Here is a 17,026-nt window from a genome sequence, read left to right on the forward strand (position 1 = left end):
CTTCTATCGGGTGTGGATTATCCGAGTATTTCTTCCACTGTAAACGAAGTATCTGGAAACGATTGAAGCGCAATTTCTCCTGCTTCTAACCGTTGAACTTGCTGATAACCTTCCGGGGTGGGTTGTCGATACACTTCTAAACACTGTTCGGGAATATTAACGAGCCAAACTTCCGGTATTTGCGCTTGTGCATAAAGGGGAATTTTGATTTGTTTATCCCCTCGAAGCGTTGAATCCGCCACTTCTACCAGTAAAAATATATCCTCCGGTTGCGGATGTCCATCCCGATACAAACCAGGACGGCGATGCAACAGGCATAAATCTGGTTGAGGTTCAGAGGTATCATTTAACTGTACCGGATTTTGTCCTCTCAACCTGACTCTTCCCCATAATTTCGATAGGAATAATTCAGTTAGGCGATCCACGTAAAAGGAATGAATTGGGCCAATAGGTGACATTTTGATAATTTCTCCTCGGATTAACTCTGTGCGATCGCCCGCAGACAGAATCCCAGCCATACCCATCATATGGTACTCTTCGACTGTAAATAACCGCTTCAGTAACAGTGACATCGCTTCCTCCTAAACCTATATTAGGTGTAGACTATCTAAAGATTTCCTCAATTCTAAACCGGATATCTGGCAACAACTGAACCGAAATTTCTCCTGCTTCCAACCGTTGCACTTGTTGATAACCTTCTGGGGTGGGTTGTCGATACACTTCTAAACACCGTTCGGGAATATTAACGAGCCAAACTTCGGGAATTTGCACTTGTGCATAGAGGGGAATTTTGATTTGTTTATCCCCTCGAAGCGTTGAATCCGCCACTTCTACCAGTAAGAATATATCCTCCGGTTGCGGATGTCTTTCCTCATAAAAATCATCACGGGGACGCAGCAGGCATAGATCGGGTTCGGGTTCGGAGGTATTATCTAAGACTATAGGACTTTGCACTCTTACCCATGCCTGTTCGCCTAATTGCAATACAAATAACCGCATCAGGCGATCGACGTAAGAGGCATGAGGTGGAGTAATACGCAACTTTTGAACAATTTCTCCTCGAATTAGTTCTGTGCGATCGCCCGCAGACAGAATCCCAGCCGTACCCATCTTATGGTACTCTTCGACTGTAAATAACCGCTTCAGCAACAGTGACATCGCTTCCTCCTCTGCTTCTAACCCTAAACCCATCGAACCATTTGCACTCGATAGCGCTCTTTTTTCGTCATCGCTACATCCTTGACTTCCAAGCGTCCCTTTCCGCGAATGGCGATTAAATCTCCCGGTTTTACCGTATGACTGGCTTGGGTAACCTCTTTCCAGTTCACCCGCACATCCTTCGTTTCAATCATCTGCACCATTTTACTACGGGAGACACGAAACCCAGCCGAGGCGATCGCATCCAAACGCATCGAAGCTTCCACTGTCGTCATTTCTTGGCGCTTCGGTTCTCTTACCTTCAACTCCCCGATATCAATAGCTTGGGTTTTCACCGGAACCGAGCGCACCTGAATTAAATTCATCTGTAGAAATTCCACCAATTCAGGAACTACAATCACTTGCGCTCCCCGCTCTCCCAAAACGATCACATCTCCGGTTTTTTCCCGCACAATTCCGGTTCCTAACATTGACCCTAAAAAGTCCCGATGAGTCGCCGTGTCAAACAGAAAATTACCCGCAATTTCCAATACCGATACTTCCACATTTTCTAGCTCTAGGGGCACTTCTTCCCGTGCAATACCTAACCGTTTGCGTTCTGCTTGCGGATATCCTCCCCAAGCCACTAAATGAACTTCCGTCAATCCCTTAAACACCGTTTCGCATTCGGCTAAAATCGCAGGCGATAAAAAGTCCGTGGTGATCACTTCCCAAGTTTTGATCGCTCGTTCTGCCCGATCCAAAATTTGGGCCATTTCTTCTCGATTTTCAACGCCTTTGAGCAAATCGGCTTTAGGTAGCATAACGGGAATTGAGTTTAATATTTTAAGTTCGGGAGCGGTTTGCGCCAGGTTCCCAGATTCAGACCCAGAAACTGGTGAATTTGGTTAACTGTTTGCATTTGTTCCTGGGAATTGGGCTGAATTCCCAAATTTAAGGGAAACGATTGCCCATTATTTAAGATTAACATAATTTGGTATCTTTGGGCAGATCTTGCGGACCAACCCAGGGGTTCCAATTGAATATCCCAGATCTCAGCTAAGGAATATTCCTGGATCTCCGTTCCCAAAATTCCTTGAGAAACAATCGTCAGGCGATCGCGGGTTTTACTAAAGTCGTAGACTTGTGTTTTGCCGTTGGTTAATAACAGACTCACTCCGGCAATCATCATCGTCAAATAGAAGAGGGGAAGTGCCCAAATATAGAGTATCCAGGAAGCCATAAAACTGGCAAGTGCCATAAAAACCGGAAATCCAAAGATTAGCCCCAGAATCATCATCCAAAGTTTGTATGGATGGTAGCGAAATTTGAGTTCAGTTGCTGTGTTTTCTAACATAACCATGATGTTCACCAAATTTGATGTGGGATTCAGAAGCCGGGTTGCTTCAACAAACCCAGCTTCTAAGAGGATTACGAATTGCTATATGTGGACTGAAGGGAAGGGTTAACTGATGCGTTGTTCACCGGTATCGGTTTTAGTGCTTGATGACGTAACTGATCTCCAATTTGGAATTGTCGCAGTTGTACTCTGGTGATTTTAACTCCCCAAGGTTCTGTCGCCACATCTAATTTTTGCACCAGAGTTTCATTGAGTTGATCTCGTACGGTAAACAGATCGTTCAATTCAATAGTGGCTAGTTCAGTGCGAATATTAATCTCGATTAGATCGATTATCGCTTGACGCAAATTCTGGACTTTATAGCAGGATTTTTCCAGATCGAGAATTTGCCAATAGACCACCATATCCAGGGTGACGCTAATACGATCGCTGGTCAAGCAGACCAAAGGCTTCGTGTCTAAAGGTTGTTCGCGCAGGGTTTCTTTATAAGCAACTTGTTCAAAAATAGGAACCAAGAATGTCAGTCCAGGTTCTAGTTTTTTGCCATTATATTTACCCAGGTGTTCAACCAAGGCTTGATCGCCCTGTTTGACTACTTTCAGACTCGCGGCGATAGAGGTTCCACTTAAAGCAAAGAACAAGAACAAGAACCATTGATATAAGAAAACTTCAATCATGATTAAATTCCTAAACAAAGTTGACGGGACAAGCAATAGACTTAAGCATCCAAGAGGTGATTGGGGACAACAATTAAAGTGTTGCCTTCTCGACGCAGGACATAGACTTTAGTGTGTGCAGGAATGGCTTGGCGACGGTTTTCACAAGAGGCAGACCAAGAATTGCCTTCAAAGCGTACTCGACCCATTTCTCCAGCCGGAATTTCCGTGAGGGTAATCGCTTCAGTCGTTTCAAATAAACTCGATGTTTTTTTCTGTCTAAATAGGGGTCTGATCCATAAGGTGCAAGCACCAGATAGAGACATCCAATAGAGAATTTGTAAGCTATGGGGAATGCGGTAAAAGACATTGCTGCGCCAGAGAAGAAAGGCGACAATCAAGGCGCAGATTCCCATAATTAAGGGCATAAATTTAAAGGCTTTAGGCACTGTTTTGGGTAATAACAGTTCGCTCGATCCAAGAATCACTCCAACAACGACCCAAATGATGGCAGGATGGAGTGGGGAAACGGTTTGAGTTGCTAATAGAATTTGAGTGGTTAGCATGTTGACCTCCCCTTGTGGTTAGGGAGTTATCAGGCGATCGCCCCAAGATACGGCAATTCGTTACAAAACTTCATGATTCCTGCCCCGCCTATCTCCATTGACTCCTCACCTGTGCGTGGCACGATATCTTCAAATAGGATAGAGTATCTAAGGGATAAAACAGTTAAGACACAAATGGTATAGTCGATTTCCCATTCCCTATTCCCTATTCCCTATTCCCTTTTGCCCATGCTTCAGACTAACGTTACCCCCTTTGAGCGTAAACTTCAGGCTCCCCTCACCAAAGAGAAAATTACGGTATTACAAATTAATTTAGGTAAACGCTGCAACCTTGCCTGTACCCATTGCCACGTCGAAGCAGGGCCTAAACGCACGGAAGAACTCACTCCAAAAATCTGCAATCAACTGATTGAACTGATTGAAAGATTTCCCCAGATTAAAACGGTCGATCTCACGGGAGGAGCGCCAGAACTGAATTATGGCTTTCGCTCCCTGGTCGAAGCAGCGAGAAAAGCGGGTAAAGAAGTGATTGTGCGCTCGAATTTAACCATCTTTTTTGTCGAAGGTTATCAAGATTTACCCCAATACTTCGTAGATCATCAGGTGCGTGTAGTTGCCTCTTTACCCTGTTATCTGGAAGATAATGTGGATAAAATGCGTGGAAATGGAGTTTATCAAGATTCAATTCGCGCTCTACAACAGTTAAATCAACTCGGTTATGGTCGAGATCCACATCTCATTCTAGATTTGGTTTATAATCCGGCAATTCCGAATTCAGAGAAGTTTTCTTTAACGCCGGATCAACAGAACCTAGAGAGTGCCTATAAACAGTATTTACAGGAACATTTTCGGATCGAGTTTAATTCCTTACTGACGATTACGAACTTACCCATTGGGCGTACCAAGGTTCATCTTCAAAGAAGAAATATCTATGAACCGTATCTGAATTTCTTGGAAGATAATTTTAATCCTCAGACTATCTCTAGTCTGATGTGCAAACCAGAATTATCGGTGGATTATTTAGGGCAAATTTACGATTGTGATTTTAATCAAATGGAAGGTATTCCCGCACGGACTGCCACCGGAGAAACCTTAACCGTAGCCCAACTGTTAGATTGGGGAACTTTAGATGTAATTCAACAGGTGAGAACCGCTTCCTATTGTTACGGTTGTACAGCAGGAGCGGGTTCAAGTTGTGGGGGTTCTTTGGTTTAATGAGGTGGTATGGCGCTTCGCGCTAGGGAATAGGGAATAGGAAAAACCAGATTTTGCTCTTTACGGGTAGCTTAAATATCTGCGATCTCTGTTTCTAAGAGAGCATTTAACAGGACCTCTCAATCTCTCCATCTCCCCATCCTCTAGCGTAAAGGCTCTCCGTAGCGGTATGGTAATAAGAAGTTGTCCTCTTGCGATCGCGTGTTGCCCTCATGACTTCGACTGCTCCCAAGCACCATAAAGCTAAAGCCCTCAAACCCGGTAGCGTGCCTCCGGCGAAAGAACTCTGTAGTCAATGTGGGCTGTGCGATACTTACTATATTCACTACGTTAAGGAAGCCTGCGCCTTTATTAATCAGCAAATTCCGGGACTGGAAACGGAAAGTCATGGTAGAGCGCGTGATTTGGAGAATGAAAATGAACTCTATTTTGGCACTCACCAGCAGATGATGGCAGCTCGGAAACTAGAACCCATTGAGGGGGCGCAATGGACAGGAATTGTGAGTGCGATCGCCATTGAAATGTTGACTCAGGGCAAGGTAGAAGGGGTTGTATGCGTCCAAAACACCCCGGAGGATCGATTTCAACCGATGCCCGTGATTGCCCGTACTCCAGAGGAAATTCTCGCGGCACGGGTGAATAAGCCGACGCTTTCCCCGAATTTGTCGATTTTGGAGCAGGTGGAACAGTCGGGGATGAAGCGTTTGTTGGCAATTGGTGTAGGCTGTCAAATTCAAGCCCTGCGAGCGGTTGAGAAGGAATTAGGGCTAGAGAAACTTTATGTGTTGGGAACCCCTTGTGTGGACAATGTGACTCGTGCTGGGTTGCAAAAGTTTTTGGAAACCACCAGCCGATCGCCAGAAACCGTCGTTCACTACGAGTTTATGCAGGATTTTCGGGTACATTTCAAACACGAGGATGGCTCTACGGAAACCGTACCCTTTTTCGGACTGAAGACAAATCAACTTAAGGATGTGTTCGCCCCCTCCTGTATGACCTGCTTTGACTATGTGAACTCCCTTGCCGATTTGGTTGTGGGCTATATGGGCGCACCCTTTGGTTGGCAGTGGATTGTAGTTCGCAATGATACAGGTCAGGAAATGCTGGATCTGGCCATGGAGCAAATCGAGACGCAGCCAGTGATGTCAAAAGGCGATCGCCGTCAAGCCGTGCAACAAAGCATTCCCGCCTACGATCAAGGCGTTACCCTGCCCATGTGGGCTGCCAAGTTAATGGGCGTAGTCATCGAAAAAATCGGCCCCAAAGGGTTAGAATACGCCCGCTTTTCCATCGATTCCCACTTTACCCGCAACTATCTGTATATGAAACGCAACTATCCCGAAAAATTAGAGCAGCACGTGCCAGAGTTTGCCAAGAAAATAGTCGGTCAGTATCAGTTGCCGGAAGATTAGTACGTTCTCGTTCTTTGAGGGTGGGAGGATTGGGTTAGTGGCTAATGATTTGTTTCTCACTCAATAATTAATGATCAGAAAGGTAATCCTGGGACACTCGGAACAGAAACTGGAGGTGCAGGAACTGGAATACCTTGAGCCGTACAGGTAAAGCCTAAATCTCCAAATAATTGTAGGCAAACCGATCGCAAAGCCCCTTCTACCGTCACCGGCACAGTAAAGCCCTGAAACAGCTCCCCTGCAACAATTTGGGCGAATTCTTCCGGGGTAATGTCTTGGATTTGGCCTAAAACATTGCCTACGACGGGCAACTTTTGACCAGCGCTTAAAATTATAGGTTCAGCGGCTTCCAAAGCACCTTGGGGAGTTACCAATACCGTGCCTTCTAAAACCTTGATATTGCCATTATTTTCAGCATCAACTTCTAGGAGGTAGAGCGTTCCTTGGACATTGACTAAAAAACCGGCAATACAGCCATCGATAGGACCGCTGACCAGAAGTTGACCGTTTTTAACTTCCACACATTGACCGACGGTAACCGAAGAATTGCTGCCCAAACGACCAACAGCTCCATTATTAAACTCTAAACCAGCTCTAGCTTCTTGGGTGATCACCGCTTGACCAAAATCTGCTTGATCTTCGACTTTAGCGGGATTTTCTTCGATGAACACTTCTTCGCTGTCTAAAATTTCGTTCACTTCGGCTTGGTTAATTTGAGCTAAAGTCGAGAGGGGAGAATAGAGCATTGCTCCACTCGCGAGTAGACTGCTGAGAACAATACGGGAAATTCTGGAGATAGAGTTCATAGTAAAATTATGAGTTTTTTTCATTTAACCCCAACCCATTTTAGGCTGAGGATCGTTAGTGCCATCGTCGGGATAGTTTGGGGGGTTGGGGGCGAAATGGTTTTCGTCCCTACTCTGTTTGCTCCTCACATGCCTCATGCAGAACCCCTAGCCTGGGGAGTGGAAAGTTCCCCAGAGGCAATGGAGATATTCCGAGAGGGAATGAAACACTATAGCCAAGGAACAGCTAAAGGACTGCGGGAAGCGCTAAAGTCTTGGGAAGTGGCACTCAAGGTTTCACAAGAGACTGAAAATACTGCCCAGGAAATCATTATCCTCAATTGGATGGGGTTAGCCTATCGCGAGTTGGGGGAATTTGACCAAGCATTTTCCCTTTATAACCAGCTTTTACCGAGAACGGCTAGTCATCCCCAAACGGAAGCCAGCGTCCTGTTGTCTTTGGCACAGGTGCATACGAAACTATCTAACTACCAAGAGGCGTTGGATTTGTATAATCAGGCGTTGGGGGTATGGCGCAGTGTCAATTTTAGAACGGGAGAAGCGGCAACTTTAAATAATTTGGGCGTAGTGTATACGGAGTTGGGGGACTATAACCAGGCGCTTGCCACCTATAACCGCGCTTTGGAGTTCGTGAAGGATCTGGGTAACCAAAAATCGATCGCCGCTACGTTAAATAATATAGGTGGCAGCTATAGTGACTTGGAGCGGTATTCCCAAGCCTTGGTTCATTATCAAGATGCCCTGAAACTGTGGGAAGATGAGGAGGATCGTCGGGGACAGGCGAGTACGTTGAATAATATTGGCTTTGTGTATGGGAAGCTGGATAAACCCGATAATGCTTTAGCGACTTATGTGAATGCTTTGCCGTTATGGGAAAAATTAGGCGATCGCGCCGGAAAAGCGAGTACCCTAAATAATCTGGGCTATGTTTATGCCCAACAGGGAAATTTAGAGTTAGCCCTAACCTACTATAATCAGGCTCTAGACTTACGGCGACAGGTGGGCGATCGCCCCAAAGAAGCGCTTACCCTCTATTCCATCGCCCAAGCGCAGCGCCAACAAGGGAAGCTTGAACTCGCCCAAACCACTATAGAAAGCGCTCTTACTCTGATTGAAGATCTCAGAACCCGTGTCAGTGTGCAAGACCTCAGAAGTACGTTTTTCGCCAGTAAGCAGGACTATTATGAGTTTTATATCGATCTGCTCATGGAGCGTCACCGTAATACCCCCGATCGCGGTTATGATACTCAGGCCCTAGAAGCTAAAGAACGAGCCAGTGGGCGATCGCTCCTAGACCTCCTCACAGAAGCTAAAGTTGACATCCGCACGGGTGTAAATCCGGATCTAGTCCAACAAGAACAAACCCTCAGTCAGCAACTAGCTGCCCTAGAAGAGCGCAAACTTAGGCTTTTGCGAGATAACTATCAAGCCGCTCGAGCGGCCGAACTCGATCGAGAAATTGAAGATTTGCTACTGACCTACCGGGATGTTCAGGCTCGTATCCGCGCCACCAGTCCGAACTATGCTAACCTCACCCAACCCCAACCCCTGAGTGTGACTCAGATCCAACAGCAAGTTGTGGATCGGGACACCACTCTAGTGACCTATTCTCTGGGAAAAGAGCGCAGTTATGTGTGGGTAGTGACTTCTGATGGCTTGCATAGCGCCGAACTGCCCAGTAGAGATACGATCGAAAAAGCCGCCCAAGCGTTCCGAGAAGCCGTGATTTCCCCCAGGCTGAGAATTCGCCGAAGACGGGCAGAAGGGGCAGCTCATATCCTGAGTACGATGATTTTAGACCCGATCGCTGACCATCTGGAAGGGGAACGGTTAGCCATTATCAGTGATGGTGGCTTACAATACATTCCCTGGGCAGCGATCGCCGCTCCTGCTTCCGTGAATACCTATACCCCCCTGATCGTTGATTATGAACTGATCACCCTCCCCAGTGCTTCTAGTCTCGGCCAACTGAGGCAGGATATTGCCCAACGCCAAGCCGCTCCCAAGACTCTGGCAATCCTCGCCGATCCGGTGTTTAGTCCCCAAGACAACCGTCTTAATCCTGACATTCAACCACCAGAAAATTTTTTACCACCGGAATTAGAGCGATCGGCTAGAGAAGCGGGACTGATCTTCGATCGCCTCCCCTTTACCCAACAAGAAGCCGAAGAAATTCTCGCCCTATTGCCCAAAGGACAAACCATCCAAGGTTTTGGCTTCCAAGCGTCCAAGGCGATCGCGACAAGTCCCGACATTAGCCAATATCGTATCCTCCACTTTGCTACCCACGGACTGCTCAACAGCATTACGCCCGAACTCTCTGGCTTAGTTCTGTCCCTGCTCAACCCCCAAGGAGAAGCCATCAACGGCTTTCTCCGTCTCCACGATATCTATAACCTCAATCTTGGTGCTGAACTTGTGGTTCTCAGTGCCTGCGAAACTGGACTTGGAAAAGCCATTCGCGGTGAAGGATTAATTGGACTCACCAGAGGCTTTCTCTATGCTGGTGCAGCCCGGACAATTGTTAGTCTGTGGCAAGTTGATGACCGTGCTACCGCCCAATTAATGATCAATTTGTATCAAAATATGCTGCAAAAAAACTTTCGCCAGCGGCTGCCCTCCGAGCTGCCCAACTCGAACTTTGGAATAGTGAAGCATACAAACTTCCCTATTTCTGGGCAGCATTTACACTTCAGGGAGAATGGCAACTTTCAGAATTACTTTCCAATTGATCTACATAAGCCCGGTAACCCCAGAAATATGATAGAACAGAACGAATGTCGATACATAGCAATACGCGCTGATATCGGAGTCAATTTCGGCGATCGCCAAACACTGAAACTTCTTTCCTCAGAGATTTTTCACCTCTGATTACCAATGACCAGCGCGATGCCCGATGTATCGGTAATATACACCTCATACTGGGCCGACATGAGTAGCACGATCGCCAGACTTTGGCAAACGATAGTTAACCTGATCGATCATATTTCAAATACCTCCATTCTCACCATTGGTAATGAAAAGATCACCATTATTGCCATTATCAATATTCTCTTTTCCTTAGTTATTGTCCTCGTCTTTGCCAGACTACTCAAAAACTTCCTCAAATATCGTCTGCTCCAAAAGCTCAAAATTGATGAAGGAAACCGCCAGGCGATCGCCACTATTGTTGGTTACAGCTTTTCTACCATTGGTTTTCTAGTTATTTTGCAAACCAATGGCTTTGATATTGCCTCTTTAACCGTACTCGCTGGTGGTTTAGGCGTTGGTATTGGTTTAGGTCTGCAAAGTATTACGAAAAACTTTACCAGTGGACTTACCCTATTAGTTGAACGCAAACTACGCATCGGCGATTTTGTCCAATTTGATGGCATGGATGGCTATGTCAAAGAAATTTCTCTGCGCTCTACTTTAATTCGCACCCGACGTGGCGGTTCGGTGATTGTTCCGAATAGCCATCTGGTGGAAAATATGATTCTCAATTGGGATTATGAATCCCCCACCAACCGAATTCATATTCCTGTTGGTGTGGAATATGGCAGCGATCCAGTTCTGGTGACTGAAGCCCTACTCAAAGCTGCATATATGGAGCCTTCGGTTAGCTCAGAACCTCCACCCAAGGTCATTTTTATTGGTTTTGGAGCCAGTTCTTTAGATTTTGAACTCTGGGTTTGGGTCTCCCGTATTGATTTAGAACCTCATATCACCAGTTCCCTGAATTTTTTAATCGAATATCACTTAAGACAATACAATATTACCATTCCCTTTCCTCAGCAAGATTTATGGCTGAGAAATCCAGAAGTCCTCTATCCAGTCGGACGCAGAAAATCAGAAGTTCAGGAATTTTTAGCAGCTAATCAAAAGCTAGAAATTCAAGACTCTAAGCCGCTGGCACTCCGGGATTTACTTCCCCAAGTTACCTACTTTAAGAATTTTACCGAACTGGAATTAAGGCAACTCATTGAAGTCGGCTGTCGCAGACGTTTAAGGGAATCTGAAGTGCTTTTTCGAGAGGGCGATGCCGGTGATAGTTTTTATATTGTCTTAGCCGGTACAGTTGAGGTTTATGTAGAAAAAATCAATAAGCATTTAACTAATTTGAGGACAGGCAGTTTTTTTGGTGAACTCTCTTTAATGTTAGGCATTCCTCGTACTGCTTCGGTTCGTGCCGTTGAAGAGACCATTTTATTTGCCATTAATCATAAGGGCTTTGAAAATTTGTTGCGCGAACACCCAGAACTTTCCGAAGTCATTGTCCAAGAATTTGCCAAACACCAAGACGAACTGTCTGAACGCCAAAAGCAGTTGCGTGAATTGGGGCTAGTAGATGCTTCAGAAGATGATAAAAATCCGGTGGTTTGGGTGAGAAAACGACTCAAGAATTTGTTTGGTGTTTGATACAGTACTTGGCGCTGTGGTGGGCAATAGAGGAGTGGGGGAGTGGGCAACAAACTCAATCTAGCAAGTGAGCTATTCTGGCTATTTTTAAAAACCACCATTGATCCAGGGCATAGCAGAGGCAACTACTGTAATGATCGTTGAGAATTAGCCGCAGTTTTGAACCAGGTTCATGGATAAGGAAACTTTTAGACGACTCTTATAGTCTCATCTCCTGCTAACCTAAACTACTCTAGCATTCACTCAACTTAATCTAGAGATCATCTCTAGGAATATTCTTTAATCAAGATCTATTCCTAAATTCTGCTGCGTGGCAGTTTACGGGGTGCAATACCAGCAAATCATTGGTATTTAATTTTCCATTACCCAGCATGACTTCACTGATCTATAGTCATTTTGTTCCTGAGCGCAAACTTAATCTTCAGGCTCCTTTAACTTTAGCCTGCGATCGAGTTTCTGTGGTTATCCCTGTGAAAAATAATCAACCAGGGATTGATCGATTTCTGACCTCTTTTTTTGATTCCCATCTCCCAGAAAACTATCCTCGTGAGATACTTATCGTTGATAATAATTCTTCTATTCCCATTGTCATTAGGGAAGATTTTGGTCATTTCAACCTACCGATTAAACGCTTTGAATGTCAAGCGCTCGGTCCAGCTAGTGCGAGAAATTTAGGCATTCAAAAAGCTCAAGGAGAATGGATTTTATTCACGGATAGTGATTGTATTCCTACAGCCAGCTTTTTAACAGGTTACCAAACTATGCTCAATGGTGCAGTGGGTTATGCAGGCAATGTGCAACCCTGGCAACAAGATCAACTCTCTGCTTATTATGGCTCTCAAAAAATTCTGATTCCCCCTTCAGTCCAGGATCAATTTGGGGATCTGCGTCCCCATTATGTGATTACTGCCAATACTCTAATCTGGAAACCTGCTTTAGAATCAGTGGGTGGATTTGATGACCAAATTCAAATTGCAGCAGGTGAGGATATTGATTTGGGGTTTCGTCTTTCGGAAGTGGGTCAACTCTCCTATGCTTTGTCTTCCTTAGTTTATCATGATTTTGGTCAAGGTTTATTCTCTTTTATTCGCCGATTTAAGCGATATGGAAAAGGGAATCAGTTGGTGGGATTGAAGCATGAGGTGGACTTGAAACCACGACCATTTACACCAGCAGAAAAAAATGGTTTGAATTGGTTCTTGTCCACTCTTCAATATGGGGCTTTAATGTGGGGATATTGGGATTAAACCAGTAGCGAAGCGATCGCCTGTTCTACTCAATACTCGCTTCCGCTTGATGGACAATCGCCCTCAACTCATCTACCCGTTCCGCACTTGCACTTGTCCACAATCCGCGCTGATGTGCCTCTAATAACCGTTCTGCCATATCTCGGAGCGCCCAAGGATTGTGCTTTTCCACAAACTTCTGTACCTTTGGGTCGAGTAAATAGGCTTCGCTTACGCCCTCATAAATGTGATCGGCAACGCAATGAGTGGTGGCATCATAGGCAAACAAATAGTCCACCGTTGCCGCCATTTCAAAGGCTCCTTTATACCCATGACGCATGACACCGGCAATCCACTTCGGATTGACCACTCGCGATCGATAAACCCGGTTAATTTCCTCTTGCAGCGTGCGAATTTTCGGATGATTCATAATGGCATGATCGCCAAAATAAACCGTGGGATTTTTCCCAGTTAATGACCGTACTGCCGCCGTTAATCCCCCTTGAAACTGATAATAATCATCCGAATCTAATAGATCGTGTTCGCGGTTATCTTGATTGTGAAGAACCACCTGTAAATCTTGTAAGCGTTGGGCAAACACTTCCGGTGCAGACTGACCTTCTCCTTGCCCCGTATAGGCATAACTGCTCCAATTGAGATAGGCGCGGGCTAAATCTTCATCGGTGCGCCAATTTTGGGATTCAATTAAGCCTTGTAAGCCTGCGCCATAGGCTCCTGGTTTCGAGCCAAACATGCGATAATGCGATCGCCCCCACGCCTGCTCTTCACTTAACCCTAACTCTTGCCATTTCTGGGTTTCCCCTCTTACCGTCGCCGCTAAAGGGTTGTCCTCTTCCGGTTCATCCAACGCTGCAACCTTCTCCACCACCTGATTAAACAGATCGATCAAATTCGGGAAACCATCCCGGAAAAACCCCGAAATTCTCAGGGTTACATCCACCCTCGGCCGTCCCAAAATAGACACCGGAACCACTTCAAAATCAACCACGCGACGAGACGGCCCATCCCAAACCGGTTGTACCCCTAACAACCATAAAGCCTCAGCCAAATCTTCTCCTCCCGTCCGCATGGCTGAAGTGCCCCACATGGACAATCCCAAGGTTTTTGGATACTCTCCATTTTCCTGGGTATAGCGTTCAATCAGAGCTTCTGCTGCTTTTCGGGCCATTCCCCAAGCCGTTTCTGTGGGAATCGCCCGAATATCAACCGAGTAAAAATTCCGACCAGTGGGCAGCACTTCCGCCCGTCCCCGCGTAGGAGCGCCCGACGGCCCGCTGGCCACATAGTGTCCTTCTAGTCCATGCAACAAATTGGTGATTTCCTGGCTCGTGGCTTGCAATTGAGGATAAAGGGTTTGGGCGATCCAGGTTAGTTCTTGTTGGGTAGTGGGGAATAGGGAATGGGGAATAGGGAATGGGGAATGGGCCGGTTCCGTAGTGGCAGGTTCTGCGGTGCGACATGAAACACCAACCATCCCGTTTTCCCACCCAGATCTGGGTGAACCCGCCTCTACAGACTGTTTGTCTCCCAACAATCGGTCTATATAATTTGCGGCTAATGTTTCCAATTGCTCCACTACATCGCCCACTTGTTGATAAACCTTATCTTCAATGACTACTGGAGGGTCTAACTGGGTAGTCGGATCTGTGGTGAGGGGGTCAAACTCTACACCTAAGTCTTCCGCTAAAGCACGAGTAATTCCCTGGGGACGGGAGCGGGAAATGGCAATGATCAAATCCCGCAGTTGTCGTCCTTGGGGACATTGGCCGAAAATATGCAGACCATCGCGAATTTGGGCTTCTTTGAGTTCGCACAGATAGCCATCAATGCGGGTGGAGAGTTGGGAGGTGACTTCAGTTAAGTCCTCTGGAGTTAAGCCTAAATCTTGGTCGAGATGTTCTTGACGGATCAATTCTGTGATTCGAGATTGGATAGCGGGTAGCCTGGAAGGGTCTAAACTATCTGCTTCATAATATTCATCAACTAGGGTTTCTAGTTGTTGCAGGGAGCCATAGAGTTCGGCGCGAGTCAGGGGTGGGGTAAGATGGTCTAGGATAACAGCTTGCGATCGCCGTTTGGCTTGCGATCCTTCCCCCGGATCATTGACAATAAACGGGTAAAAGTGTGGCATTGCCCCGAACGCCACTTCCGGATAACAGCACTCAGACAGGGCTAAACTCTTACCGGGTAACCATTCTAAGTTCCCATGTTTGCCCACATGAATGACTGCATCTGCTTCAAAGATCTCTTTAATCCACTGATAAAAGGCTAGATAATGGGGAGTGGGTTCTAAATCGGGTGCATGGTAATTTAAGCTGGGGTCTAGATCGTATCCCCGCGACGGTTGGATACCGACAAACACATTCCCCAAATTTAAACCGGCAATGGTAAACCCTGTACACCCCGACTCTGTAGGGGCGGGTTTACCAATATTTTGCTCTCCCAACCCAGATTTTTGTAAACCCGCCCTTACAATATTCGTATCTACACCAGCAAAACCCCATCGGTTATTAATGCCTTGTTGCACCTCAACCGGTAACTGCTCAAACTCCCGTTCATAATCATCTTGAGACAGGTATATTCCCCCCATCCCTCTATCCCCCCATCTCCCTATCCCATTTACCATCCGTATCTCATTCCCTTCTAAGTCATTCGTCACCCCTGCGGTTAAGCGACTCATGAGATCCTCTGACGTTGCTGGAATATCGTGTAACTCATATCCTGCCGTTTTCAGAGCTGCCAGAATTTCTACACAACTGGCAGGAGTATCTAAGCCGACACCATTAGCGAGTCGTCCGTCACGGGTGGGATAATTGGCGAGAATAACAGCAATTTTGCGATCTTGGGCAGGTTTTTGCCGCAGTTTCACCCAATTGGCAGCTAAGTCAGCGACAAAGTTAATTCGGTTGGCAACGGGTTCATATTGCACGACATCGGTTTGCAATTGCTGATTATAGGTTTGTGCGGCTTTGAAGGAAATGGCGCGGGTGATGATTCTCCCATCTACTTCTGGTAGGGCAATATTCATCGCCACATCTCTGGGTAGGAGTCCTCGGTTGCCGTCTTGCCATTGCTCGACGGTGGAGCTACTGAGGATAACTTGTAGGGTGGGTACATTGAGGGTGGAGAAAAATGCAGGAGTTGAGTCCTTGCTTTGTAGGGAATGGATCGCGAAGCTGGTAGTATTGAGCAGAACTTGGATGGGTTTGTTGTCTGGGGGTTGGAAAAGCTGTAGAATTTCCTCTTGACATTGGCGATCGCGCAACGAAGACACAAACACCGGCACTGGCATTAACTGGCGATCTCTCAAAGCATGACATAGCGCCTCTATTGGAGCCACGTTTCCAGCACAATAATGGGCGCGATAGAAGAGAATCCCCACTTTTGGCCAATTTTGCCCTAACTCCTGGTTTAGCGGCAATACGCCCACTTTAGGAATGGGCTTAGGTTCAGCAATCGTCTGATTTTCGCACCGAAATGCTGTAGGGGCGAGTTCACTCATCTTCTCCTTTTCCCACCGAGATATTGGTGAACCCGCCCCTACGGAACCCTCTCCCACAAAACCCGCTAAACACAACAACCCATTGCGAATATTTTCAACTCCCCCCTCATTCCAATAGCGCCATAATTGGTTAACCTGTTCCAAAGACACCGTGGAATGGCTCATTAGCTCCACATCGGGGGAATCATCTCCAGGCATCACCACCAAAGCAATGCCCTGATTTTGGGCTAATTCTTTCACTACTTCCAAACCATAAGACCAATATGCCCTTCCGCCCAACAGACGAACCAGAATCACTTGGGCGTGCTGCAATACTCGTTCGGCATAGTCATCAATCGACAGTTGCTGTACCAAGTGTAAGAGACTGGCGACCCGAATCTGAGGAAACTGGGCAGGAAGATGGGGAACCGTTGCGGCTAAGGTTTGAATATCTGTATCTGCTGCGCTGAGAATAACGATAGGGGCTGAAGTTTGTTCGAGGATAACAACCCCTTCGTCTTGGGGGTTCCATCCTCCGGGAGTTGCGGCGATTCGATGCATCGTGAGTCTAAACCTAATATTACGCTAAAGAGTCAAAACCTAAAAGTTTCCCAACGTTTCAGGGGGGTGGGGATCAAAAACAGAATACGATAAGTAAACCGGAGAATGGCAAGCCCTCTGAGCAAGAGACAGGAGTAGGATTCATTACTTGTGGAGTCCCATATTCCTCTGTTATCTGCCGTATCTT

The 17,026-nt window shown here is 46.3% G+C and carries 12 protein-coding genes and 1 pseudogene; 5 read left to right on the top strand and 8 right to left on the bottom strand.

Features of this window, described 5'->3' with window-relative positions; all coding sequences use genetic code 11:
* Positions 1–17 precede the first annotated feature (17 nt).
* The 6 genes from J7529_RS02535 to J7529_RS02560 form a co-directional block, all read right to left on the bottom strand.
* Complete coding sequence (locus J7529_RS02535) at positions 18–572, bottom strand: Uma2 family endonuclease (protein WP_318727692.1); 555 nt, start codon at positions 570–572, stop codon at positions 18–20.
* 31 nt (positions 573–603) lie between these two features.
* On the bottom strand, positions 604–1,158 hold the full coding sequence (locus J7529_RS02540; protein ID WP_318727693.1) for a Uma2 family endonuclease: 555 nt from the start codon (positions 1,156–1,158) through the stop codon (positions 604–606).
* 23 nt (positions 1,159–1,181) lie between these two features.
* The gene (locus tag J7529_RS02545; RefSeq protein WP_318727694.1) at positions 1,182–1,961 is read right to left on the bottom strand and encodes a photosystem II S4 domain protein; all 780 of its coding nucleotides are present in this window, start codon (positions 1,959–1,961) and stop codon (positions 1,182–1,184) included.
* A 14-nt stretch (positions 1,962–1,975) separates the two neighbouring features.
* On the bottom strand, positions 1,976–2,500 hold the full coding sequence (locus tag J7529_RS02550) for a hypothetical protein (protein ID WP_318727695.1): 525 nt from the start codon (positions 2,498–2,500) through the stop codon (positions 1,976–1,978).
* Positions 2,501–2,568: 68 nt separating this feature from the next.
* Positions 2,569–3,174, bottom strand: coding sequence for a paraslipin (locus J7529_RS02555; RefSeq protein ID WP_318727696.1), 606 nt, complete (start codon positions 3,172–3,174; stop codon positions 2,569–2,571).
* Positions 3,175–3,215: 41 nt separating this feature from the next.
* Positions 3,216–3,719 carry an NfeD family protein gene (locus tag J7529_RS02560; protein ID WP_318727697.1) on the bottom strand — a complete coding sequence of 168 codons (504 nt, stop codon included), beginning with the start codon at positions 3,717–3,719 and terminating at the stop codon, positions 3,216–3,218.
* Between the two features lie 228 nt (positions 3,720–3,947).
* Here J7529_RS02560 and arsS point away from each other — a divergent pair, with 228 nt between their 5' ends.
* Both arsS and J7529_RS02570 read left to right on the top strand, forming a co-directional pair.
* A complete protein-coding gene (gene arsS, locus J7529_RS02565; RefSeq protein ID WP_271941082.1) occupies positions 3,948–4,934 on the top strand; it encodes an arsenosugar biosynthesis radical SAM (seleno)protein ArsS in 987 nt (328 codons plus the stop codon).
* A gap of 212 nt (positions 4,935–5,146) precedes the next feature.
* Complete coding sequence (locus J7529_RS02570; RefSeq protein WP_318727698.1) at positions 5,147–6,346, top strand: Coenzyme F420 hydrogenase/dehydrogenase, beta subunit C-terminal domain; 1,200 nt, start codon at positions 5,147–5,149, stop codon at positions 6,344–6,346.
* Between the two features lie 74 nt (positions 6,347–6,420).
* Here the strand turns inward: J7529_RS02570 and J7529_RS02575 are convergent, their stop codons facing one another.
* Entirely contained in the window at positions 6,421–7,152 is a 732-nt protein-coding gene (locus J7529_RS02575) for a hypothetical protein (RefSeq protein ID WP_318727699.1), read from the bottom strand.
* Between the two features lie 324 nt (positions 7,153–7,476).
* On the opposite strand from J7529_RS02575, the pseudogene J7529_RS02580 reads away from it, so the two are divergent.
* The 3 genes and pseudogenes from J7529_RS02580 to J7529_RS02590 all read left to right on the top strand — a co-directional run bounded on the left by J7529_RS02580 (position 7,477) and on the right by J7529_RS02590 (position 12,797).
* A pseudogene (locus tag J7529_RS02580) lies at positions 7,477–9,884 on the top strand (CHAT domain-containing tetratricopeptide repeat protein).
* Between the two features lie 145 nt (positions 9,885–10,029).
* The gene (locus J7529_RS02585; protein WP_318727701.1) at positions 10,030–11,550 is read left to right on the top strand and encodes a cyclic nucleotide-binding domain-containing protein; all 1,521 of its coding nucleotides are present in this window, start codon (positions 10,030–10,032) and stop codon (positions 11,548–11,550) included.
* Between the two features lie 371 nt (positions 11,551–11,921).
* Positions 11,922–12,797 (top strand): glycosyltransferase, encoded by an 876-nt coding sequence (locus tag J7529_RS02590; RefSeq protein ID WP_271941098.1) that lies wholly within the window; start codon positions 11,922–11,924, stop codon positions 12,795–12,797.
* A 25-nt stretch (positions 12,798–12,822) separates the two neighbouring features.
* Here the strand turns inward: J7529_RS02590 and cobN are convergent, their stop codons facing one another.
* Entirely contained in the window at positions 12,823–16,839 is a 4,017-nt protein-coding gene (gene cobN / locus J7529_RS02595; protein ID WP_318727702.1) for a cobaltochelatase subunit CobN, read from the bottom strand.
* Positions 16,840–17,026: the final 187 nt, after the last annotated feature.

Source organism: Roseofilum sp. Guam, from assembly GCF_017746735.1.
Classification (GTDB): Bacteria; Cyanobacteriota; Cyanobacteriia; order Cyanobacteriales; family Desertifilaceae; genus Roseofilum; species Roseofilum reptotaenium.